Origin of the sequence: Pseudomonas grandcourensis (assembly GCF_039909015.1) — a bacterium.
GTDB classification, from domain to species: Bacteria; Pseudomonadota; Gammaproteobacteria; order Pseudomonadales; family Pseudomonadaceae; genus Aquipseudomonas; species Aquipseudomonas grandcourensis.
Genome location: NZ_CP150919.1, coordinates 2,933,258 through 2,958,030 on the forward strand (window position 1 = coordinate 2,933,258; position 24,773 = coordinate 2,958,030).

Sequence of the window (24,773 nt, forward strand, 5' to 3'; positions counted from 1 at the left end):
TTTTCAATCCGCCGCGTGCGATTGGCGTACGGCAGACTTTCTGCGCAGAGAGCTTAAACAGAGCGCTTGTGATGCAGTACCCCATCAAGGCGCAACGCTACATTGCGCCGGGCGCAACGACAGCAGTGCGCCGGCGCGCAGATCACCTCATCGTTGCGTTTTGCGAAAAGCATCGTTGCGTGGCAGGCGGATTCTCCGGGGGGCACCGGACGCTTACCTTGGGGATGTGAAAACATTCAACCACGGAGGCCGTCATGAGTTTGCACTCATCCACTATTCAGGTGACTTACGACTTCATCTGCCCATGGTGCTGGATCGGTGAAGAAAATCTCGAACGAGCGCTTGCCGCGTCGGGTTTATCAACTGACCGCCACATTCACTTCCTGCCTTACCAATTGAACCCGGTCATGCCTGTTCAAGGCATGGATCGTAAAGCCTATCGCTCTGGCAAGTTCGGAAGTTGGGCGCGCAGCCAGGCCATGGATGCGCAGGTCACCCATGCCGGAAAGGCCGTTGGCCTTGGTTTCCATTATGAGCGTGTTGAAACAACCCCCAACACCATGGCAGCGCATCGGTTGGTATGGCGGGAGCAACAGGCGGGTAAAGACGCTTCATTCCTGGTCAAGGCCATTTTCAAGGCGTACTTCGGCGAGGGACGGGATATCGGCGACCTTAATGTGTTGGCCGATATCGGTGGCGAAACAGGGCTGGACCGTGGGGCCATTGTCGACTTTCTCAACACCGATGAAGGCACTGCTGAAGTTTTGAAGCTCGAAGAGCAAACCAAGGCGTCCGGGGTGCGCTCGGTGCCGAGTATTCAGATCGCGGATGACGTGATCAGTGGCGCGCAGCCCAGCGAAATAATGTTCCAGATACTGAAACGAAACCAGGCAGCTTAAGCCGCTTGTTCATTCCCGATTCATACAGGAAATCATCATGTTCCATCACTTGTTCAGCCCAATCAAACTCGGCCAACTCAACCTCAATCACCGTGTCGCCATGGCCCCTCTGACTCGCTCACGGGCGGGGCAACCCGGCAACGTACCGACATCGATGAACGTCGAGTACTACCGCCAGCGCGCCAGTGCCGCGTTGATCATTACCGAGGCTACTCAGATTTCGCAACAGGGTCAGGGTTACGCCTGGACGCCGGGCATCCATAGCGACGAGCAGATTCAAGGCTGGAAAGCGGTCAGCGACGCCGTGCATGCAGAGGGCGGGCGCATATTTCTGCAGCTCTGGCATGTGGGGAGGGTGTCACACCCCGTGTTTCAACCAAACGGCGGCTTACCGGTGGCACCGACCGCACAGCCGGTCCCCGGCAAGACCTTCATCCTGAACGAGAAGGGTGAGGGGGTGTGGGGTGATGTGCCTGTCCCTCAGGAACTGGACATTCCGGGGATCGAAGCGATCGTTTCCGATTTCCGCAAGGCCGCTCGCAATGCGCTTCTGGCCGGTATGGATGGCGTGGAAATCCACGCGGGCAATGGCTACCTGCTGGACCAGTTTATCAACAGCGACAGCAATCAGCGTAGCGATCGCTACGGTGGAAGTATTGAAAACCGTGCGCGGCTACTGCTCGAAGTCGTGCAAGCCGTGACCGAAGAAATAGGTGCCGAACGCGTTGCTGTGCGCCTGACACCGATGGGACGTTTCATGGGGATGGGCGATGACACCCCGGAACAGACATTTGGCTACATTGCTTCCCGGCTCAATAAATGGAGTCTCGCTTACCTGCACCTGGTGGAACCGATGATGGTCGGCACGGTGCTCGATGAAAGTAATGATCCGCGCTGGGACGCCATCATCAAACAGCTGCGTGCTGACTTCCACGGCGTTCTGATGCTGGCAGGTGGTTACAACGGAGAAACCGCTGAACTGGCCATCGTGCAGGGGCGTGCCGACCTCATCGCTTTCGGTCGCCCGTTCATTGCCAACCCCGACTTGCCGGCCCGCCTGCGCGGGCGTACCGAGCTCAACCTGGCGGACGGTAACAGCTTTTTTGGTGGCGACGCCAAGGGGTACATCGACTATCCAGCGCTGGCATAACGCACCTCAAAACCGGTTGGTGTGGGAATCACCACTCTGCAAGGAGAAGGGTAATGAAAAGTCCGGATGTTCCAAAGGCCCTGGTCATCGGTGGTTCTCTGGGAGGACTGTTTGCCGCCACGGCGTTGCGGGCGATTGGTTGGCAGGTCGATGTTTTCGAGCGATCCCCCGCGGCAATGGATAGCCGCGGCGGTGGCATTGTTCTGCAAGCGGATGTCTTGCAGCACTTCCGCTATGCGGGTATCCAACATACCCATGCGCTAGGTGTCCGGTCCTATGATCGTCTGTATCTGGATCGAGCCGGTGCCATCGTGCATAAAGAACCGATGCCGCAAACGCAGACGTCCTGGAACACACTGTATGGCTCGTTATTTTCTGCATTTCCTGTCGAGCATTATCACCGTGGCAAGACGCTGGTGGATCTGACTCAGAATGAGCACCGAGTGACCGCATTTTTTGCCGATGGCAGTTGTGCTGAGGCAGACCTGTTGGTGGGGGCCGACGGTGCGGGCTCATCCGTGCGAAGCAGGGTGTTGCCCGGGGCGCAACATAGCTATTCGGGCTATGTGGTTTGGCGTGGGCTTGTTGATGAAGACCGACTTCCAGACTTCGCCAAGACGCAGCTTAACCAGGATTTTGTTTTTCAACAGGACCCTGGATCGCTGATGTTGGAATACATGGTGCCGGGCTTGAACGGCTCCGTTAACCCTGGCGAGCGTCGGTTCAACTGGCTATGGTATTTGAAAGCCGCGCAAGGGCCGGAACTGGATGCCGTACTCACTGATTGCGACGGCCAGCGGCGTAGCCACTCCATTCCACCGGGGGCTTTGGCTGCGGAGCAGGAGGCTTACATACGGGAAATGGCGGAGCGGCATGTGAACCCGGCTTTTCGCGAACTGATTCGTCAGACCAAGGACATTTTTGTCCAGGCGATCCTTGATCTCAACGTTCCTCAAATGGTGTTCGGACGTGTGCTGTTGACCGGCGATGCCGCTTTTGTGCCGCGACCCCATACCGCCGGGAGCACGGCCAAGGCAGCCCGCAATGCACTGTTCCTGGCTCAAGCAATCGACAACATTGGCGACCTCGATAAATCCCTGCAGGCCTGGCAAAAACAGCAACTTGCAGAAGGCCGGCGCATGGGGGACTGGGGGATGAGCATGGGCAATCGGATAATGGGCATCACTCCATCCTGATTCAGCGGCTCATGCCGGGCTTGATCAACCACTGATTGAGCACAGCCATGCAAGACCTGCGACGCCTGGTCATGCACAGTCGTTACCTTTCCTTTTCTATCCTGGACGCCGTTTATGGATAAGTTGCTGGCGCTAAAGATGTTTGTCGAAACCGTACGCTGTGGTGGTTATTCGTCAGCGGCGCGCAAACTTGGCATCTCCACTTCGTCTGTGACTCGGCAGGTAGCGGGACTGGAAAGTGAGCTGGGCGCCAGCTTGTTGAACCGCACCACGCGCAACATGAGCGTCACGGTGGCGGGGCAGAACTATTTTGAAAAGGCAGTGGCGATCCTCGAGGCCATCGACGAAGCCGATGCCGTTGTGACCGATCGTGGCAGCGAAGCTCAAGGGCGCTTACGGGCCAGCGTCCCGGTGGAATTCGGCCGACGCATCATCGCTCCTCATCTGGGGCGCCTGCTGGATCGTCATCCCGGCCTGGAGATCAGCCTCTCTCTGAGCGACGAGGTCAGTGACCTGCTCAGCGAGCAAATAGATGTGTCAGTGCGTCTTGGTTCATCGGTCGTCAGTGAGGACATCGTCAGCAAGCGCCTGGGCGATTTCCAGCGTTGGGTTGTGGCGAGTCCCGAATACCTGACGCGTACCGGGCTGCCACGACACCCCCGTGATCTGTTGGAGCATCAATGCCTGCGTTTTGATTACCGCACGGGCCACCACAATTGGACATTCAAGGGCGATGAGGAAATCATTCGCTTGAATGTGCAAGGACGGCTGCAAAGTAACAACGCCGACATTCTGCGCGAGGCAGCGTTGGCCGGGGGTGGGGTGACGCTATTGGCTGATTGGCTGGTGCGTGACGATGTCAGCGCAGGGCGCCTGACGCACGTGCTGCAACAGTATGAGGTCAACCCTGGCAGTGCGAGCACTTGCATTAATGCGCTGTACCTGCCCAATCATCGCGGTTCCAGTCGCATCAATGTGTTCATTGAATTTCTTCAGGAAATACTCACCCCCTGAGCACGAGCTGTGTATGTGGCAAGTCAGCGTTGCGTAGCTTTTGATCGAATCGAAAAGCTGACCGATACCTCCGCGGCTCAGCTTTCGGCCCTGATTGCGCGCTCGGGCAAGCGTTCAGCGCTTGGCGAGCACCGGGTGTATCGGTTGATCGATCGGGGCCTGCGAGGAGAGTAAAGCCCTGGGGGTGGCTCCATCAATTGTGTAAGACGCTGCTCGATCTTCTCTTTTTGGCGCTCTGCTTTGAACTCGGCCACTTCGGGTGGGTGACGTGACCTGGGATATCGAGATTCGGCCACGTCAGTTGATTCCCAGGCAAGCAAGCTCCCATAGGGTTTTTTGTCTATCTGGTACCACCGTTCCTCACCTAAGTCTTTGCTTCTGCTCACTAATCCTCCAGAATCGCGCCCCTGTTTCGGCCGGGCGCTGCCTGTCGGGTATTCCGACGGGTCCTGGCCGGGTGGCAAGTGACCGGAATGTGGAGATCCCACCGGATGAATGATCAGGCCAATAGCGTTAACGAGCGCTATGTAGAAGCGACACCCGCGACGCTTTCGAGCTGGAATCGCCAGGACACCACCTGGATGCTGGGCCTGTTTGGCACGGCGATTGGTGCCGGAACCCTGTTTTTGCCGATCAACGCAGGCCTGGGCGGTTTCTGGCCGCTGCTGGTCCTGGCGTTGCTGGCGTTCCCGATGACGTTCTACGCACACCGCGGGCTGACCCGTTTCGTGCTGTCCGGTCGCGAAGGCGCCGACATCACTGAAGTGGTGGAGGAGCATTTCGGCATCAAGGCCGGCGCGCTGATCACCTTGCTGTACTTCTTCGCGATTTTTCCGATCCTGCTGATCTACAGCGTGGCCCTGACCAACACGGTCGGCAGCTTCATGGAGCATCAACTGCACATCACGCCGCCACCGCGCGCCGTGCTGTCGCTGGTGCTGATCCTCGGCCTGCTGGCGGTGGTGCGTTGCGGTGAGCAATTGATCGTCAAGGCCATGAGCCTGATGGTCTATCCGTTCATCGTCGCGCTGCTGTTCCTGGCGGTTTACCTGGTTCCCCACTGGAACGGCGGCATCCTCGCCACCGCCAGCAGCGTGCCGGCACCATCGGCGCTGCTGCATACCCTGTGGCTGGCGATTCCGGTGATGGTGTTCTCGTTCAACCACTCGCCGATCATCTCGGCGTTCGCCGTGGACCAAAAGCGTCGCTACGGTGAGCACGCCGAGGAGCGCAGTTCGCAGATCCTGTCCCGCGCCCACCTGCTGATGGTGGTCATGGTGCTGTTCTTCGTCTTCAGTTGCGTGCTGACCCTGTCGCCAGCGCAACTGGCTGAAGCCAAGGCGCAGAACCTGTCGATCCTGTCGTACCTGGCCAACCACTTCAGCAATCCGACCATCGCCTTCGCGGCGCCGTTGATTGCCTTCGTGGCCATTTCCAAGTCGTTCCTGGGGCACTACATCGGCGCCAGCGAAGGCCTCAAGGGCCTGATCGTCAAGAGCGGCAAGCGTCCGTCCGCCAAGGCCCTGGACCGCATGACCGCCGCCTTCATGCTGGTGGTGTGCTGGATCGTCGCCACGCTGAACCCGAGCATCCTCGGCATGATCGAAACCCTCGGTGGCCCGGTGATCGCGGCGATCCTGTTCCTGATGCCGATGTACGCCATTCGCAAGGTGCCGGCGATGGCACGTTATCGCGGTCAGGCGTCCAACGTCTTCGTGACGGCGGTGGGCCTGGTGGCGATCACGGCGCTGGTCTACTCGTTACTGGCCTGAGTTTCCCTGTGGGGCAATGAACAGGCTTTCGCGAGCCGGGTCCCTCCCTTAAAAAACGCCGCTCTTGCGACCAGGAGCGGCGTTTTTTTATGGCCGAAACAACGTTCAATTGAACTCATTGGTTTTGGCGTGTCGGGGAATTGAAAGCCTCTTGGCGCGTATTAGCGGACGATCCAGTCGGCGTACATCTCACCAACATTTTCTGATATCAGCATGAAAATTTTGAGGAGACGAAAAAAACGGAATGAATGTTCTGTTACACGTCGTTCCTGATAAAGAAAATGCGCAAAAAATACCCCTGGCATCTGCCTAACATGAGCCACCTGTTAGCGCCGCATCACGATGTCAGGAGGCCTGCCGTGCACCTCGTAAATCCAATCAAGCAGAGTTTGAAAAGCGCTACACCGACCGTAGGTTGCTGGCTAACGCTAGCAAGCCCTGCCGTCGCCGAACTGATTGCCCATTGCGGTTTTGATTGGGTGGTCATTGACGCTGAGCACGGCCCCAGCGATACCCAGGATCTTGCGGCTCAACTGAGATCCATTGACGCGGCCGCCTTTAACGGGGCAAGAGCGGCCGGTGCCGTGCGAGTCACCGCCAACGATCCAAACCTGGTCAAGCGCGCTATGGATTGTGGGGCGCAGACCATCGTCTTCCCGAACGTAAACAGTGCGGCTGACGCGCGAGACGCCGTGGCATCGATGTTATTCCCGCTACACGATGAAGGGGGTGTCAGAGGCGTCGCTGCGATGGTCAGGGCGGGGGTGTATGGGTTGGACAGCCACTATGTCAAATCCGCAAACAACCAGGCGTGCGCCATTGTCCTGATTGAGTCAGTGGAAGGGGTGGAGAACGTCGACGCTATCGCTCAAGTCGAGGGCGTCGACTGTCTGTTCATCGGCACGGCCGATTTGTCGGCAAGCATGGGGCTACTGGGGCAAACCAGGCATGACGAGGTCAAGGCCGCAGTCGAGAAGGTGTTGATGGGGGCACGCATGCACTCCAAGGCCGTAGGCATCTTTGCAACGTCGGTGGAAGAGGCACGCCAATACCGGGAGAAAGGTGTGACCTTCATCGCACTGCACTCTGATGTTGGATGGCTGACCAAGGGCGCGATGGACGCCTTGGACGCACTTGATCTAAAAAAATAATACCCGCCTGATCATCGAAAAGTTTCGATCAATAGCTCGGTTTTTATTATTTACTCTGGAGGCTGTAAATGTCGATGTCAGACCGTGACGGGAAAATCTGGAAAGACGGTGAGTTAGTTGAGTGGCGTGAAGCCAATACCCATATTTTGACTCACACACTTCATTACGGCATGGGGGTATTCGAGGGCATGCGTGCCTATGAAACCACACGCGGACCTGCAATCTTTCGCCTGAAAGAGCATATTCGTCGCCTGTTTAATTCGGCGAAGATCTTTCAGTTGGATATTCCGTTTGATGAAGAAACTATTCGTCACTCGTGCATCGAAGTCATCCGGGCAAATAACTATCCGTCGTGTTATCTGCGGCCATTGGTTTGGATCGGTTCAGACTTTCTGAGTATCGCAGCAAAAAACAACACCATTCATGTCGCGATAGCAGCATGGCCCATGGGCTCTTACCTGGGGGAAGAGGGCATGGAAAAGGGTATTCGCGTAAAAACGTCATCGTTTACCCGCCATCACGTTAATGTATCCATGGTACGTGCCAAAGCGTGTGGCTATTACATCAACTCCATCCTGGCTAATCGAGAGGTGACTTCGCTCGGCTTTGATGAGGCGCTACTGCTGGACACTGAAGGTTATGTCAGTGAGGGCGCGGGCGAAAATGTTTTCATGGTTCGAGATGGCGTTATTTATACGCCCGACCTGGCCTCCTGCCTGGATGGAATCACCCGTGATTCGGTAATGGTTATTGCTCGAGACCTGGGCTTCGAAATTCGAGAGAAGCGTATTACACGCGATGAATTGTACTGCTGTGACGAGGCCTTCTTTACAGGCACCGCGGCTGAAGTTACACCCATTCGTGAACTCGATGGTCGGACCATCGGTACCGGCTCGCGAGGTCCGATCACTCAGCAACTTCAAGAGGTCTACTTTTGCGCGGTGCATGGCACGAATGACAAGTACGCCCATTGGTTGACCTGGGTTTGATAGTCGACTCACCGATAGAGGATATGTTCTTGAGAACAGCCGAGTCGTACTGGCAGATACCGGACTAAACTTGTTGATCAGCGATAGAATAAAAAGTGTGTATCCAGGTGGATAACCAATGATGAATATCAACGCTGAAAGGAATTTTTAAACGTTCCTGGCAGTGGCTGGAATTCTTGGTGTGAGGTGAAGTAAGCATGGATAGTTCCCTGCACGGTACTCCTGAAAATCCCGAGTCTTGCGCCAATGAAAACGACACGCAGGAGTCTGCAGAATGGCGTGACGCACTCCTTTCATTGATTGCCAATAGCGGCCCTGAGAGGGCTCGCAACATCATCGATGAACTGGTCAGTCTTGTTCGCGATCCCAACATCGGTTGGAAACCTTCGTTGGTTACGCCCTACATCAACACTATCCCCGTAGCAAAGCAGCCCGCATTCCCGGGCGATCTGGCAATCGAGGAGCGTCTCTCATCGATCATTCGGTGGAATGCGCTCGCCATGGTTGTGCGTGCCAACCAGGCATATGGTGATTTAGGGGGGCACATCGCTAGTTACGCGAGTGCGGCGGATTTGTTCGAGGTCGGTTTTAACCATTTTTTCAGAGCGAGGAGCGAGTCCTTTGGAGGCGATCTGGTCTTCTATCAGCCTCACTCGGCTCCAGGTGTTTATGCGCGCGCCTTCCTTGAGGGACGACTGGAAGAAACGAACCTCGTGCACTACCGGCAGGAAATCACCGCGGTCGGACAAGGGGTGCAGGGTTTGTCCAGCTACCCACACCCTTGGTTAATGCCGGACTTCTGGCAATTTCCGACAGGGTCGATGGGTATCGGCCCAATCAGTTCGATCTTCCAGGCCCGATTCATGCGCTACCTTCACAACCGTGACCTGCTGAACACCTCTGAGCGAAAAGTGTGGGGCGTTTTCGGTGACGGTGAGATGGATGAGCCGGAAAGCATGTCTGCCCTTACTTTGGCCGCAAGGGAGGGTCTGGATAACCTGATCTGGGTAGTCAATTGCAATCTACAGCGATTAGACGGGCCGGTGCGAGGCAATGGGCGAATCATCGACGAGTTGGAAGCTCTATTTGTCGGGGCAGACTGGAACGTCATAAAACTGGTTTGGGGGTCTGATTGGGACGGGCTTTTCGCCCGCGATACAGATGGAAGTCTGGTGCGCGCCCTTTCGCAAACCGTTGATGGGCAGTTCCAGACGTTTGCCGCGAAAGACGGGCGCTACAACAGGGACCATTTCTTTGGTCAAAACGCAGCATTGGCAAAGCTTGCCCAAGGTCTCACAGACGAACAGATCGATCGGCTGAAACGAGGCGGCCACGATATGGTGAAGATCTACGCCGCCTACCAAGCGGCGGCTGTTCATAAGGGGCAGCCTACGGTCATTCTTGCCCAGACCAAAAAAGGTTACGGGATGGGTGAAGCCGGCCAGGGAAAAATGACGACTCATCAGCAGAAGAAGCTGGATCGCGAAGCGCTTATCGGCTTTAGAAATCGATTCAATCTGCCCCTGACCGATGAGCAGGTTGAGACGCTCTCTTTCTACAAGCCTGCCGCTGATAGTCGTGAAATGCGCTATCTGCTTGAGCGTCGCCAAAGCCTTGGGGGGGTCACGCCCAGTCGGCAAACGGATGTCCCTGTGGTCGCCGTACCGGGATTGGAGGTGTACGCAAGCTTTGCCACTCACGCGCAAGGCAAGGAAATGTCTACCACGATGGCGTTTGTGAGGATGCTCGGCAACTTGCTGAAAGATCCTCTCCTGGGGCGACGGGTAGTTCCCATCGTGGCTGACGAGGCCCGAACGTTCGGGATGGCGAATCTGTTCAAGCAAATTGGTATCTATTCCAGTGTCGGCCAGCATTATGAGCCAGAGGACATCGGCTCCATCCTGAGCTACCGGGAGGCGCTGGATGGCCAAATACTTGAAGAGGGCATCAGCGAGGCCAGTGCCATCAGCTCCTGGGTGGCTGCGGCAACCAGCTACGCCACCCATGGCCTGCCCATGCTGCCGTTCTACATCTATTACTCAATGTTCGGATTTCAGCGAGTAGGTGATCTCATTTGGGCGGCGGCTGACCAAAGGGCCAGAGGCTTTCTGCTTGGCGCCACGGCAGGCCGTACAACACTGGGAGGGGAAGGTCTGCAGCATCAAGATGGCAGCAGCCATTTGATGGCAGCTCTGGTGCCAAATTGCAGAGCGTACGACCCGGCATTCGCCGGTGAGTTTGCGGTAATTCTTGATCATGGCATGCGCCAGATGCTGGAGAAACAGGTTGACGAGTTTTACTACGTCACCCTTATGAACGAAAACTACGCCCAGCCCAATCTTCCTGCTGATGTCGAGCAAGGCATCATCAAAGGCATGTACCTCTTCTGCGAACACGCGTGCGGAGCGGGATTGAACAGAGTGCGGCTGCTCGGATCAGGCACTGTCTTGCGCGAAGTGATGGCTGCAGCAGAACTCCTGAGCGCAGATTGGCAGGTCGACTCTCAGGTGTGGAGTGTCACCAGTTTCACAGAAGTTGCGAGGGACGCCAGAGGTGTAGAGCGTTGGAACCGACATCATCCTGAAGGCGAACAGAAAACGAGCCACGTTAGTGAGTGCTTGCCGAAGGGGAGTCCAATCATTGCTGCGACCGATTATGTGCGCGCGCTACCGCAACTGATTGGCTCCTATGTTGAAGATCACTATGTCGTCCTGGGTACGGACGGTTTTGGTCGCAGCGATACGCGCACAGCTCTGCGCAAGTTTTTTGAAATAGACCGTCATCAGATCGTGCTGAGTGCGCTATGGGGTTTGGTGCATGAAGGAAAACTCAGTGCCGATGCCTGCTCTCGTGCCATTGAAAAGTACGACATCAAATTTGACGAAACAGCCCCTTGGGAATGTTGATTCGAGTTTGCTAAGGGACGCAGTGTAATGGGTGTCGACCATTGCGCTAGTCGAGACTGTCAGACAAAAAAATCTGGATGATCTTCATGACGACGTTGTGCGAAATTCTAGTTCCTGATATTGGCGATTTTAAAGGAATCAGCATTATTGAAGTGCTTGTTGCACCAGGTGATTGGGTGGCAACTGGGCAAACTATCATTGTTGTCGAAACCGATAAGGCAACAATGGATATTCCTGTGTCGCACGACGGCAAAGTAAGCACTGTTCAAGTTGTGGTGGGTGATAAAGTCAGCGAAGGGTCGTTGATTGCCACCGTGGAACATGTCGAGGGATCTGCAGGGAAATCATCTGCAATTGCAGGTGAACAACTTCAGGCCGTTGCCACTCAGTCCCCGGTTTCCGTCCCGGTTGCAATGCCTTCACCTGCACACTCGCCTGTACCGTTGGCATCGTATTCATTGGAAATATCTCATGCGGTCATCGCTGAGAGCGTCACTTCCAATGGGGCGTTGCCGTTTGCGTCGCCCTCAGTTCGTAAGTTGGCCCGGGAGCTTGGGGTGCCACTGAATGAAATAAACGGCACTGGGCCTAAAACACGGATTACCAAGGAGGATGTTCATTCTTTCGTTGCGCAAGTAATGGCCGGGTCGAAAAAAACAAATGCGCAAAACAACAGCCCGACGTCTCAATCCTTCATGGAGGGGCTGTTACCTTGGCCGGTTATTGATTTTTCAAACTTTGGCGAAGTGAGGCGTGTCGATCTGTCTCGACTCAAAAAAATGAGTGGTGCCAATCTTTACCGTAACTGGTTAAGTATTCCGCATGTGACAAATCATGAAGATGCGGACATTACAGAGTTGGAAGATTTTCGTCGCCAACTTAACGAAGAGCACGCTAGGCAAGGCGTCAAAGTGACGATGATCGCTTTGGTCATGAAAGTATGTGTCGCTGCGCTGAAGAGGTTTCCTGAATTCAATTCGAGTCTGGATCGCGATCAGCTCATATTGAAGGACTATTTTCATATCGGTTTCGCTGCTGATACGCCCCACGGATTGGTAGTTCCAGTTATTCGTGATGTTGATAAAAAGGGCGTGTTGACCTTAGCTCGGGAGATGTCCGGGTTATCGGCTAAAGCCCGCGCAGGGAAGCTTGAGCCAGCGGATATGAGCGGTGGTTGTTTCACTATTTCCTCCCTGGGTGGAATAGGAGGCACGTACTTTACCCCGATCATCAATGCGCCAGAGGTGGCAATTTTGGGGCTCGGTCGAAGCAGCAGTCGGGTAACCCTGGATGAGGGACAGGTAGTGCCAAGGCTGATCTTGCCCCTGAGTTTAAGTTGGGATCATCGCGTCATTGATGGGGCCGCGGCAGGCCGTTTTAATGCATTCCTTGCCGAGCAGTTGGCTGATATGCGTCGATTGATTTTGTAATCCTGATTGTTGAAGGTGAAGGCAGTTCAGTGCGTTGTCATTCGAGAAATCATGTTCAAGGGAGGGCCGGTGCTACGGTACGTCGCCGGTAGTGCCAGGGATGCATTAATCGAAAGTATGAGAAGCTTTTGGGGTGGACATGAAAGAGTCTCGTCATCACCGAGTTACGATGCTACTGAACAAGCTGAAGGTGTTTCGTATGGAATTTTCCAAGGTTAACTTAGGCAAAGTACTGATTAATTCGCCGCTGTTATTGCTTGTGCTGATTTTTACTGTGCGATCATGTGAGCGCTGACACCAATGCCGATTTTCGTCCCCAGTAGCCTCTTATGAGAGTGCTCCAAATATCGAATAGGCAAGCAATGGATACGACCTTCTTGCAATTTGATTATACTGAAATCCCCTTGACTATAGATATGAAATGGAGTGTATGTTCTGTGTTTTTGGGGGGGAATGGTTGTGCCAAAGGTAAAAATCGATGCTACGGATCGCCGCATATTGGCGGCGCTACAGCGGGATGCCAGGCTTTCGAGTGCAGAACTTGCTGAGCGGGTGTCACTAAGCGCATCTCCTTGCTGGCGACGGGTCAAAAGGCTCGAAGAGATCGGTCTGGTGCGTGGTTACCATGCCAGTATTAATACCGAAATGCTTGGCTACGCTATCACTGCCTTTGTCCAGGTGGCGCTGGATCAAAAAGATATTGAGCATATGAAAGCGTTCGAGGAGTCGATTACTGCCTTTGAACAGGTGATCGGTTGTCACTGTATTTCGGGGGTCTACGATTACCAGTTAACGATCCTGGCGACCGATCTTGCCGAGTTCAGTGAGTTCGCCAGAAAAAATATAAACGGTTTCCTGGGTGTCAAAGACGTGTGCACCTCCTTTGTCGTAAAGGAAGTCAAAGCGCCAGTGAGCTTGATGGTCGGGCCGTAGGGGAAGAAGTTGCAGGCTATTCATAAAGCGCGTCGATTTAGACAGTATGCTCAGCCTCCGACACAGGACTAGGATCGAAAAAACTATAGATTTCCCTGGCGCATCGTAAAGTGTTTGCCTGGGGAGCTGTCCCTGGCCTGTTGATCTTTCTCTGGAGACGCTTGATGGCTCATGCACCGGACGCATCGGCACAATCCAAGGCTGATTCGCCCAACCGCTGGCAGGACCTGTTGGCCGGGCTGTCGATTGCCGGCCTGTTGTTGCCGGAAGCAGTCGCCTACTCAAGTATTGCCGCGCTGGCACCCCAGGCCGGGGTGATCGCCTTGTTTGCCGGGTTGCTGTGTTATGGCCTGTTCGGCACCAGCCGTTTTGCGATTGTCTCGGCCACTTCATCCTCCGCTGCCGTACTGGCCGCCGTGACAGCGACCCTGGCCAATGGCGACCCCGGGCTTCGCTCGACCCTGGCTTTCGGCCTGGTGCTGGTGACCGGGGCGTTTTTCTTGCTGGCGGGGCTGTTCAAGCTCGGCAGCGTGACTTCGTTTATCGCCAAACCGGTGCTGCGCGGCTTTGCCTTTGGCCTGGCGCTGACCATCATCCTCAAGCAGGTCGCCAGTGTGGTCGGCGTGCATTTGACCGATGCCAACCTGGTGGGCTTCCTGCCGCAATTACTGGAACAACTGCCGCAATGGAACTGGGCTGCAGCGGCGGTCGGCGCCGTGGCATTGGCCTTGTTATGGCTGTTTGCGCGGTTTCGGCGCTTGCCGGGTGGTTTGTTGGTGGTGGTGATTGGCATTGCGGCGGGGCAGTGGCTGGACCTGCCAGCTTATGGCGTGAAGCTGATTGGCGTGATCGACCTGAGCCTGGAGGTGCCGAAGCTGCCGGTACTGCCGTTTGCCGACTGGCTGCGTCTGGGGGAATTGGCGTTCGCCATGGTGATGATTCTGTATGCGGAGTCCTATGGCTCGATCAGTTCTTATGCACTAAAACATCGCGACCGCGTCAACTCGAACCGCGACCTGCTGGCGCTGGGGGCTTCCAACCTGGTGTCTGGTCTGTTCCATGGCATGCCGGCGGGAGCGGGGTATTCGGCGACGTCGGCCAATGAGGCGGCGGGGGCCACTTCGCGCCTGGCCGGTATCGTGGCGGCGCTGGTGGTGCTGGTGATTGTCCTGACGGTGCTGCCTTACATCGCCCTGACCCCGGAACCGATCCTCGCCGCCATCGTCATCCATGCCTTGGCGCGCGGTTTGAGCCTGCAGCCGCTGGGACGCTATTTCATCTGGCGCCGAGACCGCTTGCTGGTGATCTGCGCCGTGGGTGCGGTGTTGGTGCTGGGGGTGCTGGACGGCTTGCTGGTGGCGGTGGCGATCAGTGTGTTGCTGATGCTCAAGCAGATGTCGGCGGCGGATATCCAGATCCTGGGTCGCATCGATGGCGGTCACGACTTTGTCGACCTGCAACGTCATCCAACGGCGCAAGCCGTGCCTGGCGTGTTGATTGTGCGACCGGGGGAAGCGTTGTTCTTTGCCAACGTCGAGCGGATTCTTGGCGGTGCCTTGCGTCTGATCCGGCATTCGCAAACGCCGGTTCATACGGTGATTCTCAGTCTTGAGGAGTCCCCCGACCTGGATGGCACCAGCATCGAGGCGTTGCAGGAGTTTTTTGTGCGGGTGCATCAGGAGGGCAAACGGCTGATTCTGGCGCGTCTGAAGGACGACGCACAGACGGCGTTGGCGCAGGTGCAATCCAGTGGGGTGGTGCTAAGTGGGTTGAGTGTGGATGGTGCGGTGCAGCAGGCACTGAAGGCTGGCGCATAACCTGTGGGAGCGAGCTTGCTCGCGATAGCGGCGGGTCAGTCGACTTGGATGTAACAGACAAACCGCCATCGCGAGCAAGCTCGCTCCCACAGGTGTAGGGTGCTGAGGCAGAAGGCATAAAAAAACGCCGCTCATCTCACGATGGGCGGCGTTTTTCATTGCGTTGCAACGTTAGGCTTGAACGACCGGGATGTTGGCGTTCGCAGCAGCTTCACGGAACTCGGCGATCTGGTCGAAGGACAGGTAGCGGTAGACATCGGCCGCCATGCTGTCGATCTTGCCAGCGTATTCCATGTACTCCTCGACGGTCGGCAGGCGACCCAGGATGGAAGCCACGGACGCCAGCTCAGCCGAAGCCAGGTAGACGTTCGCGCCGTCACCCAGACGGTTCGGGAAGTTACGGGTCGAAGTCGACACAACGGTCGAGTTCGGCTCTACACGTGCCTGGTTACCCATGCACAGCGAGCAGCCCGGCATTTCCATGCGCGCGCCGGCCTTGCCGTAGATGCCGTAGTAGCCTTCTTCGGTCAGCTGGTGAGCGTCCATCTTGGTCGGCGGCGACAGCCACAGACGAGTTGGCAGCTGACCCTTGACCTGTTCCAGCAGTTTACCGGCAGCGCGGAAGTGACCGATGTTGGTCATGCACGAACCGATGAACACTTCGTCGATCTTCTCGCCAGCAACGCTGGAGAGCAGGCGAGCGTCGTCCGGATCGTTCGGCGCGCAGAGCACAGGCTCCTTGATGTCGGCCAGGTCGATCTCGATGATTTCAGCGTATTCAGCGTCTTTGTCCGCTTGCAGCAGCTCAGGGTTGGCCAGCCAGGCTTCCATCGCTTGAGCGCGACGTTCCAGAGTACGTGCATCGCCGTAGCCTTCGCCGATCATCCAGCGCAGCAGGGTGATGTTGGACTGCAGGTATTCGGCAATCGACTCTTTGGACAGCTGGATGGTGCAACCGGCAGCCGAACGTTCAGCCGAGGCGTCAGACAGTTCGAACGCTTGCTCGACGGTCAGTTTTGGCAGACCTTCGATCTCCAGGATGCGACCGGAGAAAGCGTTCTTCTTGCCTTTCTTCTCTACGGTCAGCAGGCCAGCCTGGATCGCGTAGTAAGGAATGGCGTGAACCAGGTCACGCAGGGTGACGCCTGGCTGCAGTTCGCCTTTGAAGCGAACCAGGATCGACTCAGGCATGTCCAGCGGCATGACGCCGGTGGCTGCGGCGAACGCAACCAGACCGGAACCGGCCGGGAACGAGATGCCGATCGGGAAACGGGTGTGGGAGTCACCACCGGTACCGACGGTGTCTGGCAGCAGCATGCGGTTCAGCCACGAGTGGATGATGCCGTCGCCCGGACGCAGGGAAACGCCGCCGCGGGTCATGATGAAGTCAGGCAGGGTGTGGTGGGTGGTCACGTCGATCGGCTTAGGGTAAGCCGCGGTGTGGCAGAAGGACTGCATCACCAGATCGGTCGAGAAGCCCAGGCACGCCAGGTCTTTCAGTTCGTCACGGGTCATAGGACCGGTGGTGTCCTGGGAACCCACGGTGGTCATCTTCGGTTCGCAGTAGGTGCCCGGACGAACGCCGGTCACGCCGCAAGCCTTGCCGACCATTTTCTGCGCCAGGGTGAAACCCTTGGTGCTTTCAGCCGGTGCTTCAGGCTTCTTGAACAGAGTCGAAGGTGGCAGACCCAGCTCGGTGCGAGCCTTCTCGGTCAGGCCACGGCCGATGATCAGCGGAATACGGCCGCCGGCACGAACTTCGTCCAACAGGACCGGAGTCTTCATTTCGAAGGTGGTCAGGACTTCGTCGGTGCCGTGCTTGCAGACTTTGCCAGCATGCGGGTACAGGTCGATCACGTCGCCCATGTGCATGTTGGAAACGTCGAATTCGATTGGCAGTGCGCCAGCATCTTCCATGGTGTTGTAGAAGATCGGAGCGATTTTGCTGCCGAAGCAGAAACCGCCGGCACGCTTGTTCGGCACGAAAGGAACGTCGTCGCCGAAGAACCATAGAACCGAGTTGGTCGCCGATTTACGCGAAGAACCGGTACCGACCACGTCACCGACGTAGGCGATAGGGAAACCGGCGTTGCGCATTTCTTCGATCTGCTTCATCGGACCGGTGACGCCTTGTGCGTCAGGCACGATGCCGTCGCGAGCCATTTTCAGCATGGCCAGGGCGTGCAGCGGGATGTCTGGACGGGACCAGGCATCAGGCGCAGGGGACAGGTCGTCGGTGTTGGTTTCGCCGGTGACCTTGAACACGCGCAGGCTGATCTTGTCGGCCAGGGTCGGGCGCTTCACGAACCACTCGCCGTCAGCCCAGGATTGCAGCACGCCTTGGGCGTGAACGTTACCGTTCTTGGCTTTTTCAGCGACGTCGTGGAAGGCGTCGAACATCAGCAGGGTGTGCTTGAGTTCTGCGGCCGCTACTGGAGCCAGTTCGGCGTCGTCCAGCAGGTTAACCAGAGTCACGATGTTGTAGCCGCCCTGCATGGTGCCGAGCAGTTCAACAGCGCGCTTCTTGTCGATCAGGGGGGACTTGGCTTCGCCTTTGGCGATGGCGGACAGGAAGCCGGCCTTTACATAGGCTGCTTCGTCCACTCCAGGCGGAACGCGATTGGTGATCAGGTCAACGAGGAATGCTTCTTCGCCAGCCGGGGGATTTTTCAGCAGCTCGACCAGGCCTGCAGTTTGTTCGGCGTTTAGCGGCTGGGGAACGATACCCAGTGCTGCGCGCTCTTCGATATGTTTGCGGTAGGCTTCAAGCACAGTTATTACCCTCATCAGTGGTCCCAAATGGGTGTCCGGGACGCTCATCCCGAAATTGCCGTACTCATGCGCTGCATGGCGTTTTGAGCCACTTAGCCAGAATTACCGACAATTCCTTACAGAAGCTGCTTTCAAAGTTTTACGCCTGCAGAACGGGAGCTGATGAGGGTTGGCGTTGGGCTTTTCCCCGCTGGAAAAACCCCTCGCCAACACCGCTCTGAAGGAACGACTGTGCTCGTGACGCTTTGAAAACAGCTTCTAACGGACATTGGCGCCTAAAAAGGCAGGCTGATTCTACGGCAAAAAAAAATTAAAGGTAAGTCAGTGTTTATTGGACTTTGGTGGTGATGCTCAGCAGAGCCCGATTCTCCATAGGCCCTGAACTTTGAGGGGTGATCAATGGCCGACAAAGGGCTAACATGCGGGCCTGTTCTGCTTTTTCGCGTTTTTGCCTATCTATGCCCAATCAGACCATCAAGACACCCTGCGTCGGCCTCTGCTCCACTGTTTACGGTGACCTGGTGTGCCGTGGCTGCAAGCGTTTCCACCACGAAGTGATCCACTGGAACGGTTACAACGAGGAAGAGAAGCGCGCGGTATGGCTGCGTCTTGAGCAGTTGCTGTCGCAGGTGATGGCCGCCAAGGTCGAAATTTTCGATCCAGCACTGCTCCGAATGCAGCTGGAGCAGCGCAAGATCCGCTTCGTGCCCCATCAGTCGGAATATTGCTGGGCATACCAGTTGATCGCGCGCGGTGCGCGGGTGATCAACAACCTGGAAGCCTACGGGATGGTGCTGCTGCCGGAGTTTCGCGAGTGGAACCTGCCGGAACTGCGCGATGCCATTGATCGGGAATTTTTCCTGCTTTCCGAGGCCCATTACCAGCGCTACATTGCGCCGGGGTTTCTGAAAGACGCCTTTGGCGGCTGAGCCGCTGATATGTGGCGAGGGGGCTTGCCCCCGTTGGGTCGCGAAGCGGCCCCTTACATTCTTACTGACCCACCGTGCCACCAAGTATTGCGACTGCTTCGCAGCCGAACGGGGGCAAGCCCCCTCCCCACAAAAGCATGTTCGGCTTCAATGCTTGTCGGCAATCTCCTCAAGATGATCCGCCACTTCCATCGGCTTGAGCACCAGCACGTCGCTCTCGAGCGCATCAAGCACCACTTCCGCCGTATTGCCGATCAACGCCCCTGACAACCCGGTGCGCGCCACAGTGCCGATGACGGTCACCGCCGCCTGGAGCTTGTGCGCCATGAACGGAATCAGCACGTCCGCCGGGCCTTCCTCGATGTGCAGGTGATCATCGTCGATGTCGAATTCCGCCTGGAACGCCCTGCACTGTTCGCGATAGCGCGCCTGGATGGTTTCGCTGAGTTGAAACGTCGGGTCGGCCGCCGACAGCATGGGCGACGGGTGGGCGCTGATCACATGCAGATGGGCCTTGGCCAGGCCGGCGATGTCGTAGCCGTGGTCGATGATGGTGTTGTGCAGATGGCGATGTTCGCCGTCGGCGTTGCCCACGTCGATGGCCGCCAGAATCACTTTGTCTTGCCAGGAACCGGAGGTCTTGACCAGCAGCACCGGCGCCGGACAGTGGCGCAGCAGTTTCCAGTCATCCGGGGTCAGCAGGGCCTTTTTCAGCGTGCTGTCGGGAAAGTGCTGCTTGACCACCAGCCCGCAGCCTTCGGCTTGCTGTACGTCGACAATGGTGTCATGCAGGCTTTCGCGCCACGCCTGCTCGGTGGTGACGCTGTAGCCGATTTCCAGCAGATCTTCCTTGAGCGCCCTCAGGTGTTCGGAGTGATCATGCTTCTTGTCACAGACCAGCAGGTGCAAGTGCGCCTGGGTCTTGCAGGCGATCAATTTGGCGCGGGCCAGGGCCAGGCTCTCATCCGGTGAGGGTTCGATGACCACCAGAATGCTGCGAACGGCTTGCATGTGCGGGATCTCCTGAAAATAAAAAAGCACGGCGTTGCACAACTATAGTTGCTGTCTGCGATTCGGGGACTTGATGCATATCAACGGTTGGCGACTGGTGGTCTGTGGGCAGGCCGGTATAATCGGCGCCCTTCGTTTTGAACCTATTTTTCCGTGAGCCCCATGATCCTTCCCGAAATTCACGAGTTCCTTGGCTGCCGCACCCCCGACGGCTGGATCCAGGCCGCGCTAGCCGATCAGGAAACCCTGCTGATCGACCACAAGAACTGCGAATTCAAGGCCGCCAGCACCGCGTTGAGCCTGATCGCCAAGTATCACTCCCACGTCGATCTGATCAACATGATGTCGCGCCTGGCCCGGGAAGAGCTGGTGCACCACGAACAGGTCATGCGCCTGATGAAACGGCGCAAGATCGAGCTGCGCCAGCTGTCCGCCGGGCGCTATGCGTCGGGGCTGCGCAAGGTGGTACGCAGTCACGAACCGGTGAAACTGGTGGACACCCTGGTGGTCGGCGCCTTCATCGAGGCCCGCAGCTGCGAGCGTTTCGAAGCGCTGGTGCCGTATCTGGACGAAGAACTGGGCAAGTTCTACTTCGGTCTGCTCAAGAGCGAGGCCCGGCATTTCCAGGGTTACCTGAAGCTGGCCTACCAGTACGGCGACGCCAAGGACATCACCCAGGTGATCGACAAGGTCCGCGCCGCCGAGCGGGAACTGATCGAGTCGCCGGACGTGGAGTTTCGTTTTCACAGCGGTGTGCCGGTAGCGGCGTAATCCCGCACCACCCAGTCATGAACGGCTCAAACCCAGCCGTTCATGCCATTGCGCGATGGACTCTTCGGGGTACACATCGAATTGTTTATCCCTTGGCTGCGCCTGGACCTCAACCCACGGCGCCTTCGAACCCAGCATCAGGTGCGTGTGCTCCGGCGGCACTGGTAGCGGGGTGTCGATGGCCGAGGCGAACGGGTGAATCAACTCCGGCCACTGCGGACTGTACAACCACAGACCCGAGCCGCAAACCGAGCAGAAATGCCGCTCTGCGGTGCTGCTGTGGGCGCGTTTGTCGCCGTCTTCCTTGAGCCGCGCATGGTAAATCGCGATGTGTTTGCGTCCGCGAACCTTGAGGCTGGCGGCATCGCCACCGAGGTTGACCGCATAGCCGCCACCGCCCTGGGTCTTGCGGCAGATCGAGCAGTAGCAGCGCTGGTAAGGGTAGGGATGGGCGCAGGTCAAACTGAACGACACCGCGCCGCAATGGCAGGAACCTTCGAGTTGCATGGGAGACTCCGACTGTCTTGAACATACCCCGGACAGCCTAGACCGTCAGGGCTATTCGACCGGCACCAGAATCGCGTTGCCCTCCGGTTGAGGGTTCAACATGCGCCGGGTGCGGGTAGATGTCATGGTCCATAAGGGAAGGTGAAGGGTTGGTGGGTTGGTGGTGAATGGGCCGGCCCCATCGCGAGCCGGCCCCGGGCGGCGTTCCGACGATGAACGATATCGCGGTCCCGCTGGACAGCCACCGCCAGCCAATCCAGCATGTCCCCCTCGAAACCGGGACATGACCTGATGCGACGATTACCTTCCCTGGCAGCCCTGCGAACCTTCGAATGCGCCGCCCGCCACGCCCATTTCGGCCGGGCGGCGGCTGAGTTGTGTGTCACCGACAGCGCGGTCAGCCACCAGATTCGCCAACTCGAAGAGCAGCTCGGCGTGCCGTTGTTCGTGCGCGAGGGCCGGCAGATTCGCCCGACCCTGGCCGCCGGGCGCCTGATGCAGAGCTTGCAGCAGGCTTTCGAACTGATTGGCGATGCCTGCGATGAACTGCGTGACCCTTCATCCCTGGCGGTATTGCGTCTGGCGGTCACCGCGGAGCTTGCGCAAAAGTGGCTGATGAGCCGGCTCACGGATTTCTACGCACGTTACCCGCACATCACCTTGCATCTGTACGAACAGCCGATCGACGCCACGGCGCCCGGGGAAGACATCGACCTGGCGATTACCTACGGCACCGGCCCGGTGGACAGCACCGCGTATTTCGTCCGGCCGCTGCCGGCGTTGCAGTTCTTCCCGGTGTGCAGCCCCGGCCTGTTCAACCAGGGCACGCTGAAAACCCCGAAGGACCTGGCCCGCCACTGTCTGCTGCACGACGACCAGGACGGCAAGACCTGGACGGCGTGGCTCACCAGCCATGCCGGCGACCAACGCCCCGATCGTCAACTGTATTTCGCCCATGCCGGGCTGGCGCTCGAAGCCGCGGCCCAAGGGCAGGGCGTGGCCATGGGCGACAATCTGACGGCCCAGGAGGATTTGCTCAGCGGTCGTTTGGTTCGTCCGTTCACGTCGAGCATGACTGCACTGGGCCAATATGCGCTGGTGTGCGAGCGGGTGCGCCTGGAGCGTCCGGCGGTGGCGCAGATGCTGGAATGGTTCAACGATCAATTGCTCGATTGATGAGTTAGATTCAAGTATTCCGAAATAATCATCGTTGGCGAACCGGTCGCCAACGCCCTTAGCCTGTGGTCATTCCAATCCCCGATTAAAGAGGTTTGACCATGGCCCGTTTGCTCGACACCACTCCCAAACTGGACGGTTTCCGTCTGCCCGGCGAATTCGAAGCCAAGTCCGGTTGCTGGCTCGGCTGGCCGGAGCGCACCGACGTCTGGCGCAACGGTGCCAAGCCTGCGCAGAAAGTCTGGGTGCAGATCGTCACCGCCATTTCCATGAGCGAACCGGTCACGGTTTGCGCCTCGGCGGCACAGTTCGCCACCGCGCGCCGGCAATTGCCGCCGCAAGTGCGCGTGGTGGAAATGACCTGCAACGACACCTGGTTCCGCGACAGCGGGCCGTGCTTCGTGGTCAATGATCAGAGCGGCGAAGTGCGCGGCGTCGACTTCGAATTCAACGCCTACGGCGGCCTCGACGGCGGCCTGTACTACCCGTGGGACAAGGACGACCAGATCGCCAGCAAGATCCTCGAAATCGAAGGCTTCGACCGCTATCGCGCGCCGTTGATTGCCGAACTGGGCGGCATCCAGAGCGACGGCCAGGGCAGTATCCTGACAACCGAACAATGCCTGCTCAACCGCAATCGCAACCAGCACCTGGGCAAGGCCGAAGTCACCCGTCGCCTGACCGATTACCTCGGCGCCGAGCAGGTGATCTGGCTGCCACGGGGCTGCAAGTTCGACGAAACCGACGGCCATGTCGACGACCTCGCGTGCTTCGTGCGCCCCGGTGAAGTGGTGCTGCAATGGACCGACAATCGCGACGACCCGCAGTGGGAAATCTATCAGGAGGCCTACGACATCCTGCGCAGCACCCGCGACAGTCGCGGCCGCGAGTTGATCGTGCACAAGCTGCCGCAACCGGATGTGCTGGAGTGGACCGCCGAAGAAGCCGAAGGCCTGGACCAGCAGGACAGTACCCATACCCGCCAGGCCGGGACGAAGATCTGCGCGTCGTACATCAATTACTACGCCGGCAACAGTTCCATCGTGGTGCCGCTGTTCGGTGATCGCAATGACAAGGTGGCGCTGGCGACCCTGGCCGAGCTGTTCCCGCAACACAGCATCGTCGGCATCGAAAACTCCCGGGAAATCCTCCTCGGTGGCGGCAACGTCGCGTGCATCACCATGCCGCAGTACGCGGGCAAAGGAGTGTAAAAATGGGCCTGCACAAACTGACTCAAGCAATACTGCTGGTGCTTGCACCCCTGTGTGTGCAGGCCGCCGACACCACGAAGCCGGTGGTCAACCTGTACATCTGGGGCGAGTACCTGGCCCCGGACACCTTGAAGAATTTTGAAGCGAAAACCGGCATCCATGTGGTGGCCGACCACTTCGATTCCCTGGAAACCGTCGAGACCAAGCTGCTCACCGGCCGCAGTGGTTACGACCTGGTGCTGACGGCGGGGCAGCATCTGTCCCGGGCCATCGAGAGTGGCGCGGTGCAAACGGTCGACAAGCAGCAACTGCCGCATTTCGCCGGCGTCGGCGAGGAGTTCCGCCAGCACATGGCGGTGTTCGATCCGGGTAACCGCTACGCCGGGATCTACGCCTGGGGCACCACGGGCGTGGGTTATCAGGAGCAGGCCGTCAAACAGCGCCTGCCCGACGCGCCGACCGACAGTTGGGCGATGCTGTTCGACCCGGCTGTGGTCTCGAAATTCGCCGATTGCGGGGTGAGCCTGCTCAATGATCCCAACGAAGTGTTTGCGGCGGTCATGAAGTACATGGGGCTGGACATCAACCGCCAGAATCTCGATGACCTGAAGCTGGCCGAGCAGCATCTGGTGAAGATTCGCCCGTTCATTCGCTACTTCGACAACGACCTGAACATCAGCGACCTGGCCAACGGCAACACCTGCGTGGCGATGTCGTGGAATGGCAACGTGGCCATCGCGGCGGGCCAGGCCGAGGCGGCGGGCAAGCCGTATTCGCTCAAGTACCGGATTCCGAAGGAGGGCACGTTGATCTGGTTCGATGCCATGGTCATTCCCAAGGACGCGCCGCACCCGAAGGCCGGCCTGGCGTTGATGGACTACCTGATGACCCCGGAGGTGATCGCGCCGATCACCGACACCATCCATTACGCCAATGCGATCACGGCAGCGGACGGGCTGGTCGACCCGGTGATTCGCGATGATCCGGGGACGTATCCGACGGCTGCGGTCAGGGCTTCGCTGTATAGCAAGAATGACAATGGCAAGGCGTTCAACCGGGCGTTGATCCGGGCGTTCAGTCGGTTGAAGTCGGGGTTATGACAGGCTTGGGTTTGTGTTGTTGGTAAGGGCGCCATCGCG

The 24,773-nt window shown here is 57.8% G+C and carries 19 protein-coding genes; 16 read left to right on the top strand and 3 right to left on the bottom strand.

Features of this window, described 5'->3' with window-relative positions; translation table 11 throughout:
- Nucleotides 1-254: 254 nt before the first annotated feature.
- From AABM52_RS13235 to AABM52_RS13285, 11 genes are all read left to right on the top strand, one after another.
- Nucleotides 255-899 carry a DsbA family oxidoreductase gene (locus AABM52_RS13235; protein ID WP_347912187.1) on the top strand — a complete coding sequence of 215 codons (645 nt, stop codon included), beginning with the start codon at nt 255-257 and terminating at the stop codon, nt 897-899.
- A 37-nt stretch (nt 900-936) separates the two neighbouring features.
- Nucleotides 937-2,049, top strand: a complete 1,113-nt coding sequence (locus tag AABM52_RS13240) for an alkene reductase (RefSeq protein ID WP_347912188.1) — start codon at nt 937-939, stop codon at nt 2,047-2,049.
- A gap of 53 nt (nt 2,050-2,102) precedes the next feature.
- A complete protein-coding gene (locus AABM52_RS13245; protein WP_347912189.1) occupies nt 2,103-3,245 on the top strand; it encodes an FAD binding domain-containing protein in 1,143 nt (380 codons plus the stop codon).
- A 114-nt stretch (nt 3,246-3,359) separates the two neighbouring features.
- Entirely contained in the window at nt 3,360-4,259 is a 900-nt protein-coding gene (locus AABM52_RS13250) for a LysR family transcriptional regulator (protein ID WP_347912190.1), read from the top strand.
- 491 nt (nt 4,260-4,750) lie between these two features.
- Nucleotides 4,751-6,031, top strand: coding sequence for a serine/threonine transporter (locus tag AABM52_RS13255; RefSeq protein ID WP_347912191.1), 1,281 nt, complete (start codon nt 4,751-4,753; stop codon nt 6,029-6,031).
- 359 nt (nt 6,032-6,390) lie between these two features.
- On the top strand, nt 6,391-7,182 hold the full coding sequence (locus AABM52_RS13260) for an aldolase/citrate lyase family protein (protein ID WP_347912192.1): 792 nt from the start codon (nt 6,391-6,393) through the stop codon (nt 7,180-7,182).
- A gap of 68 nt (nt 7,183-7,250) precedes the next feature.
- On the top strand, nt 7,251-8,171 hold the full coding sequence (locus tag AABM52_RS13265) for a branched-chain amino acid transaminase (protein ID WP_347912193.1): 921 nt from the start codon (nt 7,251-7,253) through the stop codon (nt 8,169-8,171).
- Nucleotides 8,172-8,368: 197 nt separating this feature from the next.
- Nucleotides 8,369-11,077: an alpha-ketoglutarate dehydrogenase gene (gene mdeB, locus AABM52_RS13270; RefSeq protein WP_347912194.1), complete on the top strand. Its 2,709-nt coding sequence runs from the start codon at nt 8,369-8,371 to the stop codon at nt 11,075-11,077.
- 86 nt (nt 11,078-11,163) lie between these two features.
- Complete coding sequence (locus tag AABM52_RS13275; RefSeq protein WP_347912195.1) at nt 11,164-12,507, top strand: dihydrolipoyllysine-residue acetyltransferase; 1,344 nt, start codon at nt 11,164-11,166, stop codon at nt 12,505-12,507.
- Nucleotides 12,508-12,960: 453 nt separating this feature from the next.
- Nucleotides 12,961-13,440, top strand: coding sequence for an Lrp/AsnC family transcriptional regulator (locus AABM52_RS13280; protein WP_347912196.1), 480 nt, complete (start codon nt 12,961-12,963; stop codon nt 13,438-13,440).
- A gap of 164 nt (nt 13,441-13,604) precedes the next feature.
- A complete protein-coding gene (locus AABM52_RS13285) occupies nt 13,605-15,257 on the top strand; it encodes a SulP family inorganic anion transporter (RefSeq protein ID WP_347912197.1) in 1,653 nt (550 codons plus the stop codon).
- Nucleotides 15,258-15,428: 171 nt separating this feature from the next.
- Here the strand turns inward: AABM52_RS13285 and acnB are convergent, their stop codons facing one another.
- Nucleotides 15,429-18,029: a bifunctional aconitate hydratase 2/2-methylisocitrate dehydratase gene (acnB, locus tag AABM52_RS13290; RefSeq protein ID WP_347912622.1), complete on the bottom strand. Its 2,601-nt coding sequence runs from the start codon at nt 18,027-18,029 to the stop codon at nt 15,429-15,431.
- Nucleotides 18,030-18,487: 458 nt separating this feature from the next.
- Between acnB and AABM52_RS13295 the strand changes: the two genes are divergently transcribed.
- Nucleotides 18,488-18,958 carry a DUF1289 domain-containing protein gene (locus tag AABM52_RS13295; RefSeq protein WP_056727706.1) on the top strand — a complete coding sequence of 157 codons (471 nt, stop codon included), beginning with the start codon at nt 18,488-18,490 and terminating at the stop codon, nt 18,956-18,958.
- Nucleotides 18,959-19,105: 147 nt separating this feature from the next.
- On the opposite strand, the gene AABM52_RS13300 is transcribed toward AABM52_RS13295, so the two are convergent.
- Entirely contained in the window at nt 19,106-19,969 is an 864-nt protein-coding gene (locus tag AABM52_RS13300; RefSeq protein ID WP_347912198.1) for a universal stress protein, read from the bottom strand.
- Nucleotides 19,970-20,131: 162 nt separating this feature from the next.
- Between AABM52_RS13300 and AABM52_RS13305 the strand changes: the two genes are divergently transcribed.
- Nucleotides 20,132-20,740: a tRNA isopentenyl-2-thiomethyl-A-37 hydroxylase MiaE gene (locus AABM52_RS13305; RefSeq protein ID WP_347912199.1), complete on the top strand. Its 609-nt coding sequence runs from the start codon at nt 20,132-20,134 to the stop codon at nt 20,738-20,740.
- Between the two features lie 15 nt (nt 20,741-20,755).
- Here the strand turns inward: AABM52_RS13305 and AABM52_RS13310 are convergent, their stop codons facing one another.
- Entirely contained in the window at nt 20,756-21,247 is a 492-nt protein-coding gene (locus tag AABM52_RS13310) for a GFA family protein (protein ID WP_347912200.1), read from the bottom strand.
- A gap of 291 nt (nt 21,248-21,538) precedes the next feature.
- Between AABM52_RS13310 and AABM52_RS13315 the strand changes: the two genes are divergently transcribed.
- From AABM52_RS13315 to AABM52_RS13325, 3 genes are all read left to right on the top strand, one after another.
- A complete protein-coding gene (locus tag AABM52_RS13315) occupies nt 21,539-22,423 on the top strand; it encodes a LysR substrate-binding domain-containing protein (RefSeq protein WP_223458118.1) in 885 nt (294 codons plus the stop codon).
- Between the two features lie 101 nt (nt 22,424-22,524).
- Complete coding sequence (gene aguA, locus AABM52_RS13320) at nt 22,525-23,634, top strand: agmatine deiminase (RefSeq protein ID WP_347912201.1); 1,110 nt, start codon at nt 22,525-22,527, stop codon at nt 23,632-23,634.
- A 2-nt stretch (nt 23,635-23,636) separates the two neighbouring features.
- Nucleotides 23,637-24,734 (top strand): extracellular solute-binding protein, encoded by a 1,098-nt coding sequence (locus tag AABM52_RS13325; RefSeq protein ID WP_347912202.1) that lies wholly within the window; start codon nt 23,637-23,639, stop codon nt 24,732-24,734.
- Nucleotides 24,735-24,773 lie beyond the last annotated feature (39 nt).

Coding starts and splice junctions, on each gene's coding strand:
- AABM52_RS13305 (WP_347912199.1), top strand. CDS start 20,132: ATGATCCTTCCCGAAATTCACGAGTTCCTTGGCTGCCGCACCCCCGAC.
- aguA (WP_347912201.1), top strand. CDS start 22,525: ATGGCCCGTTTGCTCGACACCACTCCCAAACTGGACGGTTTCCGTCTG.
- mdeB (WP_347912194.1), top strand. CDS start 8,369: ATGGATAGTTCCCTGCACGGTACTCCTGAAAATCCCGAGTCTTGCGCC.
- AABM52_RS13245 (WP_347912189.1), top strand. CDS start 2,103: ATGAAAAGTCCGGATGTTCCAAAGGCCCTGGTCATCGGTGGTTCTCTG.
- AABM52_RS13300 (WP_347912198.1), bottom strand. CDS start 19,969: ATGCAAGCCGTTCGCAGCATTCTGGTGGTCATCGAACCCTCACCGGAT.
- AABM52_RS13285 (WP_347912197.1), top strand. CDS start 13,605: ATGGCTCATGCACCGGACGCATCGGCACAATCCAAGGCTGATTCGCCC.
- AABM52_RS13255 (WP_347912191.1), top strand. CDS start 4,751: ATGAATGATCAGGCCAATAGCGTTAACGAGCGCTATGTAGAAGCGACA.
- AABM52_RS13275 (WP_347912195.1), top strand. CDS start 11,164: ATGACGACGTTGTGCGAAATTCTAGTTCCTGATATTGGCGATTTTAAA.
- AABM52_RS13235 (WP_347912187.1), top strand. CDS start 255: ATGAGTTTGCACTCATCCACTATTCAGGTGACTTACGACTTCATCTGC.
- AABM52_RS13280 (WP_347912196.1), top strand. CDS start 12,961: ATGGTTGTGCCAAAGGTAAAAATCGATGCTACGGATCGCCGCATATTG.
- AABM52_RS13310 (WP_347912200.1), bottom strand. CDS start 21,247: ATGCAACTCGAAGGTTCCTGCCATTGCGGCGCGGTGTCGTTCAGTTTG.
- AABM52_RS13250 (WP_347912190.1), top strand. CDS start 3,360: ATGGATAAGTTGCTGGCGCTAAAGATGTTTGTCGAAACCGTACGCTGT.
- AABM52_RS13295 (WP_056727706.1), top strand. CDS start 18,488: ATGCCCAATCAGACCATCAAGACACCCTGCGTCGGCCTCTGCTCCACT.
- AABM52_RS13240 (WP_347912188.1), top strand. CDS start 937: ATGTTCCATCACTTGTTCAGCCCAATCAAACTCGGCCAACTCAACCTC.
- AABM52_RS13265 (WP_347912193.1), top strand. CDS start 7,251: ATGTCGATGTCAGACCGTGACGGGAAAATCTGGAAAGACGGTGAGTTA.
- AABM52_RS13315 (WP_223458118.1), top strand. CDS start 21,539: ATGCGACGATTACCTTCCCTGGCAGCCCTGCGAACCTTCGAATGCGCC.
- AABM52_RS13325 (WP_347912202.1), top strand. CDS start 23,637: ATGGGCCTGCACAAACTGACTCAAGCAATACTGCTGGTGCTTGCACCC.